This window comes from Bacillus sp. GbtcB14 (assembly GCF_019091205.1).
Classification (GTDB): Bacteria; Bacillota; Bacilli; order Bacillales; family Bacillaceae_G; genus Bacillus_A; species Bacillus_A cereus_AG.
In genome coordinates this window covers 64,549-77,032 of sequence record NZ_JAGXJT010000015.1, presented here as the reverse complement: position 1 = coordinate 77,032, position 12,484 = coordinate 64,549, and the positions used below count along the sequence as shown (strand labels likewise).

Below are 12,484 nucleotides of genomic sequence, written 5' to 3'. Positions count from 1 at the left end.
TATGCGATGAAAGTCGCACGTACAGTGCTAAGCGGGGGAAAAGATGGAGATAACTTCAAAGTCTTACCTATCGCAACTAGTAGGGTGTTACGAAAACTCATTTGAAAGTAACATCCTAATAAGAAGAGCACTACAAATCAGTGCTCTTCTTATTAGAAATTGTTTAGCTCTTAAAAATAAAATCATTACGGACAATTCACAATGGTAATAATGACGCTAGCCATTGTTCCAGGAGAATCAAGAAGTGAAGCAGTAACGGTTACTGTTCCAGGCCCATTAGCGGCTAGAAATACAGCGGTAAAGTTACCTGAAGCATTGGTAATGACAGCGAGAGGAACCATGAAAGCAAGAGATGGGTTACTAAATGAAAAACTGACCACTACTCCTGGAGTAGGACTACCGTTTACTAATACTTGACCCGAAAAAAATAACGTATTATTTCCTTGAGTGGATACACATGCTGTGGTTTCATTAGAAGTCAAGGTAATAGATGCAGGCCCAGCAGGAAGATTAAATCCAGTTGGTCCAGTTGGTCCAGTTGGTCCAGTTGGTCCAGTTGGTCCAGTTGGTCCAGTTGGTCCAGTTGATCCAGTTGGTCCAGTTGATCCAGTTGATCCGGTTGGTCCTGTAGAACCGGTGGGACCGGTAGGGAATTGAAAGGGTTGAACAGGTGGAAGTGTAGGTCCAATAGAACCCGGATTATGTGCAGCAAAAGATAAAAACTCGTCCATTATTTATCACCTCTAAAACTCGTATTACTAATAGTAAATGTAATGATAGAGCAAAGTGAAATGGACAAGCGATTGTATTTTAACAAATTAAACAAAGTAGTTATATGATAGAAAGAGAGATTCGTATGATTCCTTTAGAAATTAAATATAAAAAGGCGATTATCTTCAAATCGCCTTTTGGGTAATGCAGTGTAATTTTATTCAGTTATTTGAAATATAGTTTCATTCGGTTTAGAAAATCCATACAGTTTCCTTGCGAATTTTAAAATTTCTTCTTCACTACTTGTTAAAGCCTTGACATCCTTGTTAAGGGAATGACCATCCTTCTTTACAGAAGATAATTTTTGTTGCTCCGTATTAAGCGCGATTTGTTTTTCTTCAATCATTTCTTGTTGGTTATTCAGAGAATATTGCACGACAAAAATTATAGGTAATATACAGGCTAAAGTAGTTATAATACGGCGTCTTGTTTTTTTTATATTACCTTGTTGGGTATTAGGGTTCACTTGCTGTGAGGGTATATTAGAATTTGATTGGTGTGATGATACTTTTGGGATGTTTCCCATTAAAATGCCTCCATTACTGATTGTAGAATTTAAACCGTTTAAAAGTATTATAAATGTTCAATGGGGATTTTAGAAGATATTTTAATATAGGTGAGTTTTGTAAAGTTTAAATAAAATCTTTATTTAAATAAAAGAAACCCCGATTGTCTGTGGGGCTCCTGAAGACAATGAAAGTACGCGACTAATTAAAGATTCCATGAATTTTTTGGTAAAAATACTGGTGAATTCGTCCAAAGCAATACGTATCTAAAGCTTTATGCGTACGTGAAGTAATTAAAAAATCAATTTATAAGAGTCAGCTTTTTTAATATGACATTCTAGTATTTATCCCGCTATTTGCCGGGCAGTAAGGCCCCCACCTCAAAATTCAGAGAAAGCAAGGAAGTAGGTGTGGGATCAACTGTCCGTAAAAGCCCGAGTGGTTCCAAAAGACATATTCTTTCCTTTAAGTTTACATTGAAAATATTACCAAGGTTTTCATTTACAACGACACTTCTTCAAGAGATAGTGGAGAGAACTACTCGTTAAGATATTGATCAATAAACACTTGTTGAAGAAAACATGCTATATTATTGCAAACACAGTCTATGTATATGTGAAGTAATAGGAAAAGCTGGTGCATCTTTATGGGGACAGCTTATAAAAAAGAATTGTTTGAGAAAGTTGTGACTAAACATTAAATCTAAGTTCCCTCATTAAACAAGCTTTTAATTATTAGAGGTCTGTTTTTATAATTAATAATGAAAAGAATGTATAGTACAATTGTCTATTTTTTTCTTTCTATACTTTTGCCTCGTACCCTTTTAAGCTAGTGGACATACCTTACTAATAGAAAGGATTAGGGGGTGAGGTATTGGGTTCTCGATTTAATAATTGTAAAAAGAAGTGTACATGTAAACAGGATGATTGTTGGGAAGTATTCGAAGAGTGTAAAAAAGAACAGCATGAGAAATGTGATAATTCGTGTGTACAAGGAATTAGAGATGAACTTAAGAAATTAGTTAATCAAACAGTTCAAATTAACACAGAGGGACGTACTTATGTAGGTACGATTTCGTCTGTAAGTTGTGACGTAGTTAAGCTTGCAGCTATTCCTGGGGCAGTTGGGGTAATTATTTCTATTTGCAAAATTGAAGCAATTTTCCCTCCTGTTACAACGGTTACTGCTGAGTTTGATTTTAACGGTGCAGATGTAGCAAATAAAGCATAATTATGCTGTTTTTTTGTAAAGCCATTCATATGAATGGCTTTATTTTAATTGCGTATAAAAGGAAAATATATTCTATTTATAGAAATTAGTTTGAGGTTATATAAAATGTTATATGAAAGGGAAATGGAAATGATAAAACTAGAGTCATTTAAAAGATCTGATTTTAAACAGTTAATGAATTGGATTAATTCCGAAGAATTTTTAATTCAATGGTCAGGAAATGCATTTACATACCCATTAAATGAACAGCAATTAGAAAAATATATAGAAAGTACAAATACACTTGCATTCAAAGTAATAGATAAAGAGACTAAAGGAGTAATTGGTCATATTTCACTTGGACAAATTGACAATATAAATAAGTCTGCAAGGATTGGAAAAGTGTTAGTTGGTGATACGAAAATGCGAGGGCGTTCTATAGGGAGACATATGATGAAAGCAGTATTACAAATTGCATTTGAAGAATTAAAACTACATAGAGTAACTCTTGGTGTTTATGATTTTAATACATCCGCCATCTCATGTTATGAAAAAATAGGATTTGTAAAAGAAGGTTTATTAAGAGAGTCAAAAAAAGTAGGAGAAACATACTGGAACTTATGGGAAATGAGTATGCTAGAATATGAATGGAGTGATAAAAAATAATAGTTTTCTATAATTATGTTATGTTAATTAAAAGGGGTATGGTGGGTAATTATGAAAAAAACGAAAATCATTACAATTGCAGCTGTTTCAGGGGGTGGTAAAACTACTGTTACAGAAAGATTAACTCAAAAGCTAATAAATTCAAAAGCACTATATTTTGATAGCTATCACTTTGAAAACTGTCCTGCTGATATTTGTAAATGGATTGATAATGGAGCAAATTATGATGAATGGGTACTTACGCCATTAATTCATGACATTCAGCATCTTATACGAGAGGGGAATGTAGATTATATTATTGTAGATTATCCTTTTGCATACTTAAATAGTGAGATGCGAAAATTTATTGATGCAACTATATTTATTGATACGCCTTTAGATATTGCGATGGCCAGAAGAATTTTGCGAGATTTCAAGGAAGATACAATAGATGAAATACATAATGATTTGAAACATTACATAACATTTGCTAGAAAAGCTTATTTAGAGGCAATTCATACTGTTAAGCCGAATTCGGATATTGTATTGGATGGATCTTTATCTGTAAGTGAAATAATAAATCATGCTGTAGAGGAACTTGGTCGAAGAGAAGTGATTTTCAATGATTAAATGTATAGAGGAATATGTACAAATTGCCGATTTTAAAATATATACGAAAAAGTTCCAAGGAAAGAAGCTGCAGCCAGTTATTATAATGGAGGCAGGTTATGGAGATTATTCCAAGGCATGGGAGCATATTGTCGAAGGGCTGACTGAATTTGGGACGGTACTTACATATGATCGAGCAGGGTTAGGAAAAAGTGGGAAGAGTTCCAAACGACGGATTAGTTCTGAAATGGTAAAAGATTTAAGAAGTTGCTTAGCGCAATTACAACTGAAACCACCTTATATTTTTGTAGGACATTCTTTTGGTGGTATAAATGCACGTTTATTTGCGACTTTTTATCCCGAGGATATGTTGGGAATCGTTTTGGTTGATTCGACACCAGAAAACTATAAAGAAGCATTTTTACCAATCATGTCTACTGACTTTCAAAAAGCTTACCATAAACAGTTTGTATATGAAAGTTCATATGAAGAGTTTACATTTAGTTTAAGTGAAGTAGATAGATATTGTAAATCAATGAATGATATTCCACTTGTCGTGTTAGCTGCGGGTAAAAAAGCTTTTTATTCGCTAGATGCACAAATGAAATGGTTACAATTGCAAGAAGAATTATTACGATTATCAAGCAATAATAAATTTGTAATTGCAAAACAAAGTGGTCACTATATTCAAAAAGATGAACCATATTATGTAGTAGATGCTATTAAGTGGATTATTGAGGTGGGGGAGAGATAAATATGTACACTTTATTTCAATACAATTGGCAAGTAAGAGACGACTGGTTTAAGTGGTGTGAACAACTTTCAGAGGAAGAATTACTCCGCAAGCGTGTAGGAGGTGTTGGGAGCATTTTAGAAACATTATTCCATATTGTCGATGTTGAATACAGCTGGATTAGCGCACTTCAAGGAAAAGAAGATAATGAACCGCAGTATAAAGATTATCAATCAATCCAAAAAGTGAAAGCGTTATCTGATTTATATAAACGAGAATTAGAAGTTTTTTTGCAGTTGTGGTCATCTAGCCTAGAATATAAGATATTAAAAGCTTCGTGGACAGATAAAACATATACATACGGTGAAGTTTTAAGACATGTAATTGTACATGAAATTCATCACATTGGTCAGCTATCTATATGGGCGAGAGAGCTAAATCTTCAGCCTGTTTCAGCGAATTTAATTGGAAGAGGACTATAAATGTAGAAAACGGCTTGCACTATAAATGTAAGCCGTTTTTTATATATAAGAAGATTTCCTAGTTGAAATCCTCGGATTTTTTCTGACGTATATGTAAAAACATTAAAAATGTAATAATGAAAAAAATCAATAATGTTTGTATGATTAAATTTTGAAACTGAAGCAAAATTGTCCAAGATGTAACCGCATCTTTAAAAGCTTGGAATGCAGAGTACGAGGAAGGATCAAAACCATATTGTAGTAACTTTTTTGTTTCAATAAAAGTACTGTTTTCATCATCAGATTCTAATATTACTGAAATAAGTCTAGTATCACCTCGTTTTGCTGTACTGACAAAACTATAATTACCATTGGTTGGAAAACTAGTTTGTAAGCCGTCAACACCTTGGAGTTTAATGTTTTTATTAAGGGAATAAATCATTTTATTTGTGTTGAAAACTTTGGAATCCTTGAAGGTAAATTGGTAAGAGGTTAGCTTCGTAATATTCAATACATCGGGAAAATCTTTTATTAATTGTGTTGCTAGTTTAGCTACGTCTATCGTTGTTGTAGTTGATTGTTTATTCGTATCGTTATTCATTCCAGTAGCATTTAGAAATGGGGTTGGTTGTGATAACTTTAGTTGTGTTGCTTTTTCATTCATTAGAAGTGTAAAGTTATCTTCATTTCCAGCAATGTGTTCTGCAAGGGCAAGTGCGGAACGATTATTCCCTGTCAAAAACAATGCATGTAGTAAATCACGAACTGTCGTTTTATCTTTCGAAGTTACTTGTATAGGGCTCGTTTCTGCTCGGAAAACTTCGTGACTTATTTTTACTAACTCATCTAACTGTATTTTGCCTTCATTCAGTTGTTCCATTGCGATATACTCAGTCATTAATTTAGATAAAGTAGCTGATTGTATAGGGATTTCCTCATTTTTTTTATAAATAACTTCACCTGAATTAGCATCTATTAAAATAGCTGATTTAGCTTGAATAATTGGGCCATTTACATAAAGATAAAAATATAAAACGATAAGTGCTGTAATAACAAAAGATAATAATAAAATTGTGAACTTTTTCAGGAATTGCATAAGCGATCCTCCTACTATGACATCAATAATACTATTGTAAAAAGGAATGCTTAATTAGGAAGAAAGAAAAGGTAAAGAATTTCTAAAGAATTATAAAGGATTATTAAATTTTGGATTTTAATGGAAAATAAAAGGTCCGATTTCTTATAAGGTAAGAAATCGGACCTGAAGTTGAGTTGTATTAACATTTATATGGTTGTAGTTTTACAGTGAAAGTTGTTTTTTTATCATCACTATATACTTCAATTGTTCCTTTATGCAATTCAACAATACTTTTTGCAATTGCTAATCCGAGCCCAGATCCACCAGTGTTTGTAGAACGCGATTTTTCAACGCGATAAAAACGTTCAAAAATATGAGGTAAATCCGTACTAGGAATAGGTTGGCCGTAATTTGTTATATCTATAGTAATCATATTATTGCTTTCATAGGCAGCAAGGTCGATATATCCACCGTCGTTTCCATAAGCGATAGCGTTTATAATAAGATTTTCAAACACACGCACTAATTTGTCTCCATCAGCCAATACCATGAGTTTTTGAGATGGGAAAGAAGGTCGACATTCTATATTAGCTTCTTGAACTTGTATGCGGAATTGAACAGTTAATTGCCCAAGTAGCTCTACAATATCAATGGGAACAGAATATAAACTTAACTCTTTATTTTGAACACGTGTATATTCAAACAAATCATTCATTAATGCGTTAAGACGGGTTACTTTATCGTAAATGACTTGTATATAATGGCGTAATTCCACTTCATCTCTATAATTATCATGATGGATTAAATTTACGTATCCAACTATAGAGGTAAGAGGAGTACGTAAATCATGCGATACATTCGTAATTAATTCACTTTTAGCTTGTTCCGCCTGTCTCTCTTCATCAATTGAGACTTTCAATTGTTCAACAATTTGATTTACCCCGGTCGCTAACTCTTCCAGATAATTATGATTTACGATAGAAACTTTATGATTGAAGTTTCCATCTGCAATATAACGAATCTCTTCTATCATTTTTTTAATACAAGTTTCATAGTAAAGCTTTCTTTCATGACGATAAAAAATATATAGGTAGGATGAGAAAATAGAAAATAAAAACAAATAAGATACAATCATCATCCATAGAGATTCCCTTATTCCTTTATATTTTTCATATCCAAAAATTCTAATGAATTCTTTGCCGAGTTCACTTAACGTAAGTGAACTTTCAATTACACTTGTAACAAGGCGATATATAATTAATTCAGTAATAGGAGTAAGTGTAATGGCTAACATAAACCAAAAAATCAACTTCCATTTTGGGATATCTTTTAATATATCAAATGCTTCATTTCTCAATTTTATAGCCTACTCCCCAAACAGTATGAATAAACTTCTCTCCATTCATTCCTGTTTCCAGTTTATCCCGTAAATTACTAATGTGGACCATTACAGTTTTATTTGAGCCATAACCATCTTCATTCCAAACGCGTTCAAAAATTTCTTCGGAACTAAATACTCTTCCGGTATTACTCGCAAGTAAATATAAAATATCAAATTCAATAGATGTAAGTTTAATATATTCTCCATTTACTTTCACAGTATGATTATGTTTATGTATTTCAGCAGAACGAATACGAATAATACCATCTTCATTTTTGGAGGAAGTGGAATTTTGGAAAGACGATCTTCGTAACAAAGCTTTCACTCTAGCTACTAATTCTAATGGATTGAATGGCTTAATCATATAATCATCTGCACCTGTCATAAGACCTAATATTTTATCCATATCTTCTGCTTTTGCACTAAGCATAAGAATAGGTACAGTGTTATTTTCACGCACTTCTTGGCAAACTTCTAATCCGTTTCGTTTTGGCATCATTATATCCAGAACCATAAGGTCAACTTCATATGTAGAAATCATTTGTAATGCCTCATCGCCATCATATGCTTTATAAATGTTATAGCCTTCATTTCGCAAATAAACAGCAAGTAATTCAACAATTTCTTTATCATCATCAATAATTAATATATTTTTATTCATTATGTAGTTCCTTTCCTAACAAATCATTAACATTACTATAATATCAAACATTTATGCATTTTGTAGCAATGATTCCACATAAAATTTCATGTAACGTACAAAAAAGGGATTAAAACATTCAGAACGAATACAAATAAAAAGGATATTTAAATACAGCGTTATATTGAAAGTTAGGAAGAAGGGGACATACGATGTTATATAAGGATATATATTCATTTATTCCAACTGGAAAAATTGAAAATGATATAAAAGCTTTTCTATTAAAATACAATAAAGAAGTTACATATAAACATTCAGTTCGAGTGGCAAATGAGTCTCGTAAAATTGCGGTTATGTATCATGTAAATGAAGAAAAGGCAGCAATTGCAGGATATTTACATGATATTAGTGCAATCTTTCCGAATGAAGATCGGATTGTAGTTGCTGAGCAATTTGGAATAGAGATATTACAAGAGGAACGAGAATTCCCAATGATTATTCATCAAAAGTTATCGAAAGTAATTGCAAAAGAGATATTTAAAGTGGAAGATGAAGAGATTTTAAATGCAATTTGTTGTCATACTACACTACGTAAACATGCAACAAAGATGGATTTAGTGTTATTTGTTGCTGATAAAATAGAATGGGATCAAAATGGGACACCACCATATGTAGTAGAAGTAAAAAAAGGATTAGAAAAATCTTTAGAATATGCTGCTTTTACATATATTTCATATTTGTGGGATAGAAAAGACACGCTGAAAGTTTTACATCCGTGGCTAGAAGATGCATATTGGCAGTTAAAAGAAATTGTAGAGTAGAAAGGATATAAGAATGCAATTAAAAGAATATATGAATCAAACGTACCCTGGGGTTACATTAGTACCACATATATACTTTCAGTGGGAAAATCATTTGCATTTTCATTTTGGGAAAGGGAAATGTTTAAATGTCAAAAGAACTGACGATATAAATACGGAATACTTCACTCAACTTTATACATATAATAAATACTTATTTGAAGATATATTTTCAAAAGAAGATGAAGTGTTTTTCGTAACAAATGTTTATCGATTTAAAAAGGAAAATGTGAAAAATCCGCAGAAAATAAATGTATACAATAGTTTTATTAAAAAGAGGGATTTAAATTTCAAGTTAAGACAAGAAACATTACCTTTTCTATTTGAAGATGAAGAAGCTGATTTATATTGTACATATCAATTTTCGTTAAAATGTTTTGCTAGCGATATAAAGTATAAACAGCTTATTCAAGCTGCAAATCATGAAGATTTTCCAGGTCTTTATCCTCGTTTTGGACGCAAAAAAGAAATTTCTTATCCAGATGTATTTCTCATAAATGCAACAAAAGATATTATCATGTTTATTTACGATGATAGAGGATGTGAAGTAATTGCGAAGAATAAAGAAACAATACGGAATTTATATGAGAAATATAAAAAGTGGATTCCAGAATATGAACGAGAAAGTATAGATAACTTATTTAAATGACAACAATGGGGGAAGTGAAGCGTGTTATGAAACGTATGGCAATCGTATCCGCATGGGAACCAGAACTTACGTATTTACATCAATATTATCCAAGTGAACGCATTGAAAAAAGAGCAGCTTGGGAATTTCATTTTCATTATATAAATAATTTGGAAGTTATCTCCGTTATAACTGGAGTTGGTAAAGTAAGTTGTGCAAGTTGTGTACAATTATTAATTAGTGAGTTTCAGCCAGATGAGTTATTTATGACAGGGATATGCGGAAGTTTATCAAATAAGGTGAAAAATGGTCATATTGTAGTAGCACTTAATGCAATACAACATGATGTTACTGCTGCTGGTTCGGGGGAAGATGTTTTTAATCTATATAATGGTAGAACAGCACCTATTGAAACAACAAAGTCAATTGTAAGAAGAATAAAAAAGATCCGATCATATGAACCGATTCATTTCGGTACATTTTTATCTGGAGATCAACGTATCCGTAGTTCAGAAATGAGATATTTACTCCATACTGTATATGGAGCTTTAGCGGTTGATCAAGAGGTGGCAGCTTTCGCTTATGTATGCCAAATCAATAAAAAGCCTTTTCTATGTTTAAAAGCTGCTTCAGATCAAGCGAATGATAAAACGAAAGAGGAACAAAAAATCTATAAAATGTTAGCATGTGAACGAGCATGCGAGCATTTAATTGCTTTTTTACGTGTGTATGAGATTAATGTAGTAAATAATAGATAGTAAGAGGGGTTAATATTGGAAAGTACAAATAAAATAGCTATTCTGGGTGCAAACGGAAAAGCCGGAAAATTTCTTGTAAATGAAGCGTTAGAAAAGGGATATCAAGTGAAAATATTAACAAGAAATCCCAATAATATGACGATTACTAATGAAAATTTAGAGATTATTATTGGGGATGCATGTGATTTTTCTTCAATATGCAAATTAGTTAAAGGCTGTCGAGCTGTAATTAATGCTGTAGGTCAACCAAAAAATGAATCTTATATTTTTAGTACAGTAACGAAGCATATTTTAGAAGCAATGAAAGAGTTTGAAGTAAAACGATATATTCTAATTTCTGGTGGTTCTGTAAATGTCGCAGGGGATCAGAAGGGAATTGTGAATAAAATAGGGGCCCATTTGTTTAAAGTGTTTTTACCAAAAATGATGCAAGATAAATATAAAGAATTACAAATTATCCAAAGTAGTGATGTAGATTGGACAATTGTTAGATTACCATTTGTTTTAGAGGGGGATGGTATTGGAGATATAAAAGAGAGTTTAGTAGATATGCCAGGAATCAAAATTCAAAATAGTGATATTGCACCATTTGTTATAAAACAAATTAGTAGTGAGAGATATGTAGGGAAGTGCCCGTTTATTTCAAATTAAATGGTAGAACTAAAAATTAAAGAATGATGGGTAGAGTGAAATTAGTACATTTTATTATGTATTTGAATGCTAAATTTAACACGAGTATGTGGGGGATAATTTTATATGATTCAATACAAAAGGTGCAGTGAAGTAAGTATAGATTTAGTGTATGAAGCTTTTAAAGATGGATTTTCAGATTACATTATTAAAATGGAAGTTTCAAAAGAAGATTTTATAAAAAGATTTTTTGGACCAGAAGGGAATTCACTAAAACATTCCTTTCTTGCTTTAGACGATAACAAACCTGTTGGTGTAATACTTGGCGGGATAAAGGATTATGAAAACATAAAAACAATGCGCTGCGGAACATTAGCGATTCATCCTAATTACCGTGGAATTGGTGTGAGTCAAAAGTTATTTGAACTACATAAAGAAGAGGCGCTTCAAAATAAGTGTAAGCAACTTTTCCTTGAAGTCATTGTAGGCAATGACCGAGCGATTCATTTTTATACGAAATTAGGCTATGAAAAAGTGTACGATCTATCTTATTATAATTTAAAAGATTTGACTAAAATAATAACTAAAGACTGTAAGGGAATTGAAGTAAAACAATTAGATTTCCCATTTTTTAAAGTTGAAATTCAGAAATGGTTACATTTCCATATAAATTGGCAAAACGATATGGATTATATCGAAAAAACAAATAATACATTTTACGGCGCATATGTCGATAATGATTTAAAAGGTTCTATATGTATGAATGAACAAGGTAAAATTAGTTTTCTTTTCATAGACAAAGACTATAGAAATCGTAATATTGGATCAAAATTATTACAAGTAGCAAGAGAAAAGTTAAATGTATCAAGTTTAACAATTGGGTTTCCAAACAACAATTTACTAGAAGGATTTTTAAAGAAAACTGGATTTGAAAAGAATTCATTAGCACAATATGAAATGTATGTATTGTTATAAAAGCGGAAAGAATTATTCTTTCGCTTTTTATTTTTGTACTATATTGATATTTTACTTTGTATAATATTCTTTTTTTATGTAGAATAGATAGGATGGGAGGGGATGAAATGAATAATGGATTAAAGTTTAAGATTTTTGAATTACATTGTTTCGTTCAAAAAACTTATTCTGATATTAAAATAGCATGTGATATTGCTATTTATCAAGAAAACACTTCTAAATATTTAATTTCATTAGGGTTTTTAAATAAATCATATATGACCTATATAGAAGCAAAAAGATATTATCGTGAAAATGAAGAACTTGTAAGTGTAGAATTTGATAATTTCTTTGATACATATGATAAATTAGAACAGGAATTAAAACTAGTTATTTCAACTGAAGATAAAAATCCTTTATTACTACATAGTAGATTGGATCAGTTTCAGCAAAAAGTTGAAAATATAAATGACCTAATAAAAGTATTGCAAAATGCTCGTTAATAAATGTTTTTTCTTTTTTATATAGAAATTATGCTTTAAAAACATATTAGGGATATTGCATATTAAAGAGGTGGCTTTTGTTGATTACAGAAGTCATTTTTTTATGTTAGGAATAGAT

Annotated in this window: 17 protein-coding genes and 1 pseudogene; 13 read left to right on the top strand and 5 right to left on the bottom strand. The window is 31.5% G+C overall.

Translation table 11 applies throughout. The features are described from left to right. Positions 1–201: 201 nt before the first annotated feature. The gene (locus tag KVT31_RS30440; protein ID WP_000236251.1) at positions 202–417 is read left to right on the top strand and encodes a hypothetical protein; all 216 of its coding nucleotides are present in this window, start codon (positions 202–204) and stop codon (positions 415–417) included. Between the two features lie 45 nt (positions 418–462). After that, positions 463–657, top strand: a complete 195-nt coding sequence (locus KVT31_RS30645) for a hypothetical protein (RefSeq protein WP_301291927.1) — start codon at positions 463–465, stop codon at positions 655–657. 17 nt (positions 658–674) lie between these two features. On the opposite strand, the pseudogene KVT31_RS30640 reads toward KVT31_RS30645, so the two are convergent. Both KVT31_RS30640 and KVT31_RS26545 read right to left on the bottom strand, forming a co-directional pair. Then, positions 675–731 (bottom strand): annotated as a pseudogene (locus tag KVT31_RS30640) (exosporium leader peptide-containing protein); the annotation flags it as partial. A 197-nt stretch (positions 732–928) separates the two neighbouring features. Then, positions 929–1,297 (bottom strand): FtsB family cell division protein, encoded by a 369-nt coding sequence (locus KVT31_RS26545; RefSeq protein ID WP_088096412.1) that lies wholly within the window; start codon positions 1,295–1,297, stop codon positions 929–931. 853 nt (positions 1,298–2,150) lie between these two features. Between KVT31_RS26545 and KVT31_RS26540 the strand changes: the two genes are divergently transcribed. The 5 genes from KVT31_RS26540 (at position 2,151) to KVT31_RS26520 (ending at position 4,955) form a co-directional block, all read left to right on the top strand. Beyond that, a complete protein-coding gene (locus KVT31_RS26540) occupies positions 2,151–2,507 on the top strand; it encodes a hypothetical protein (RefSeq protein ID WP_088096413.1) in 357 nt (118 codons plus the stop codon). Between the two features lie 105 nt (positions 2,508–2,612). Continuing rightward, on the top strand, positions 2,613–3,152 hold the full coding sequence (locus KVT31_RS26535; protein ID WP_098342440.1) for a GNAT family N-acetyltransferase: 540 nt from the start codon (positions 2,613–2,615) through the stop codon (positions 3,150–3,152). A 48-nt stretch (positions 3,153–3,200) separates the two neighbouring features. Continuing rightward, positions 3,201–3,761, top strand: a complete 561-nt coding sequence (locus KVT31_RS26530; RefSeq protein ID WP_088096414.1) for a nucleoside/nucleotide kinase family protein — start codon at positions 3,201–3,203, stop codon at positions 3,759–3,761. Next, entirely contained in the window at positions 3,754–4,494 is a 741-nt protein-coding gene (locus KVT31_RS26525; protein WP_088096415.1) for an alpha/beta fold hydrolase, read from the top strand. Before KVT31_RS26530 ends, KVT31_RS26525 begins: the two co-directional genes overlap by 8 nt. Positions 4,495–4,496: 2 nt before the next feature. Then, positions 4,497–4,955: a DinB family protein gene (locus KVT31_RS26520; RefSeq protein WP_088096416.1), complete on the top strand. Its 459-nt coding sequence runs from the start codon at positions 4,497–4,499 to the stop codon at positions 4,953–4,955. 58 nt (positions 4,956–5,013) lie between these two features. On the opposite strand, the gene KVT31_RS26515 is transcribed toward KVT31_RS26520, so the two are convergent. The 3 genes from KVT31_RS26515 to KVT31_RS26505 form a co-directional block, all read right to left on the bottom strand. Then, positions 5,014–6,030: a D-alanyl-D-alanine carboxypeptidase family protein gene (locus KVT31_RS26515; protein WP_088096417.1), complete on the bottom strand. Its 1,017-nt coding sequence runs from the start codon at positions 6,028–6,030 to the stop codon at positions 5,014–5,016. Positions 6,031–6,211: 181 nt separating this feature from the next. Continuing rightward, positions 6,212–7,369, bottom strand: coding sequence for a sensor histidine kinase (locus KVT31_RS26510; protein WP_088096418.1), 1,158 nt, complete (start codon positions 7,367–7,369; stop codon positions 6,212–6,214). After that, positions 7,359–8,054, bottom strand: a complete 696-nt coding sequence (locus KVT31_RS26505) for a response regulator transcription factor (RefSeq protein ID WP_088096419.1) — start codon at positions 8,052–8,054, stop codon at positions 7,359–7,361. The genes KVT31_RS26510 and KVT31_RS26505 overlap by 11 nt, the downstream gene beginning before the upstream one ends. Before the next feature lie 191 nt (positions 8,055–8,245). Between KVT31_RS26505 and yqeK the strand changes: the two genes are divergently transcribed. The 6 genes from yqeK (at position 8,246) to KVT31_RS26475 (ending at position 12,366) form a co-directional block, all read left to right on the top strand. Next, positions 8,246–8,854 carry a bis(5'-nucleosyl)-tetraphosphatase (symmetrical) YqeK gene (gene yqeK / locus KVT31_RS26500; protein ID WP_088096420.1) on the top strand — a complete coding sequence of 203 codons (609 nt, stop codon included), beginning with the start codon at positions 8,246–8,248 and terminating at the stop codon, positions 8,852–8,854. A gap of 13 nt (positions 8,855–8,867) precedes the next feature. After that, the gene (locus KVT31_RS26495; protein ID WP_140392458.1) at positions 8,868–9,542 is read left to right on the top strand and encodes a DUF3885 domain-containing protein; all 675 of its coding nucleotides are present in this window, start codon (positions 8,868–8,870) and stop codon (positions 9,540–9,542) included. Next, positions 9,539–10,279 carry a phosphorylase family protein gene (locus tag KVT31_RS26490; RefSeq protein ID WP_140392459.1) on the top strand — a complete coding sequence of 247 codons (741 nt, stop codon included), beginning with the start codon at positions 9,539–9,541 and terminating at the stop codon, positions 10,277–10,279. The genes KVT31_RS26495 and KVT31_RS26490 overlap by 4 nt, the downstream gene beginning before the upstream one ends. A 15-nt stretch (positions 10,280–10,294) precedes the next feature. After that, on the top strand, positions 10,295–10,930 hold the full coding sequence (locus KVT31_RS26485) for an SDR family oxidoreductase (RefSeq protein ID WP_088096421.1): 636 nt from the start codon (positions 10,295–10,297) through the stop codon (positions 10,928–10,930). A gap of 105 nt (positions 10,931–11,035) precedes the next feature. Beyond that, a complete protein-coding gene (locus KVT31_RS26480; protein WP_088096422.1) occupies positions 11,036–11,884 on the top strand; it encodes a GNAT family N-acetyltransferase in 849 nt (282 codons plus the stop codon). A 107-nt stretch (positions 11,885–11,991) separates the two neighbouring features. Further along, positions 11,992–12,366, top strand: a complete 375-nt coding sequence (locus KVT31_RS26475; protein WP_088096423.1) for a hypothetical protein — start codon at positions 11,992–11,994, stop codon at positions 12,364–12,366. The last annotated feature ends 118 nt before the right edge of the window (positions 12,367–12,484 follow it).

Coding starts and splice junctions, on each gene's coding strand:
- KVT31_RS26480 (WP_088096422.1), top strand. CDS start 11,036: ATGATTCAATACAAAAGGTGCAGTGAAGTAAGTATAGATTTAGTGTAT.
- KVT31_RS26520 (WP_088096416.1), top strand. CDS start 4,497: ATGTACACTTTATTTCAATACAATTGGCAAGTAAGAGACGACTGGTTT.
- yqeK (WP_088096420.1), top strand. CDS start 8,246: ATGTTATATAAGGATATATATTCATTTATTCCAACTGGAAAAATTGAA.
- KVT31_RS30440 (WP_000236251.1), top strand. CDS start 202: ATGGTAATAATGACGCTAGCCATTGTTCCAGGAGAATCAAGAAGTGAA.
- KVT31_RS26490 (WP_140392459.1), top strand. CDS start 9,539: ATGACAACAATGGGGGAAGTGAAGCGTGTTATGAAACGTATGGCAATC.
- KVT31_RS26525 (WP_088096415.1), top strand. CDS start 3,754: ATGATTAAATGTATAGAGGAATATGTACAAATTGCCGATTTTAAAATA.
- KVT31_RS26545 (WP_088096412.1), bottom strand. CDS start 1,297: ATGGGAAACATCCCAAAAGTATCATCACACCAATCAAATTCTAATATA.
- KVT31_RS26535 (WP_098342440.1), top strand. CDS start 2,613: ATGTTATATGAAAGGGAAATGGAAATGATAAAACTAGAGTCATTTAAA.
- KVT31_RS26495 (WP_140392458.1), top strand. CDS start 8,868: ATGCAATTAAAAGAATATATGAATCAAACGTACCCTGGGGTTACATTA.
- KVT31_RS26515 (WP_088096417.1), bottom strand. CDS start 6,030: ATGCAATTCCTGAAAAAGTTCACAATTTTATTATTATCTTTTGTTATT.
- KVT31_RS26475 (WP_088096423.1), top strand. CDS start 11,992: ATGAATAATGGATTAAAGTTTAAGATTTTTGAATTACATTGTTTCGTT.
- KVT31_RS26505 (WP_088096419.1), bottom strand. CDS start 8,054: ATGAATAAAAATATATTAATTATTGATGATGATAAAGAAATTGTTGAA.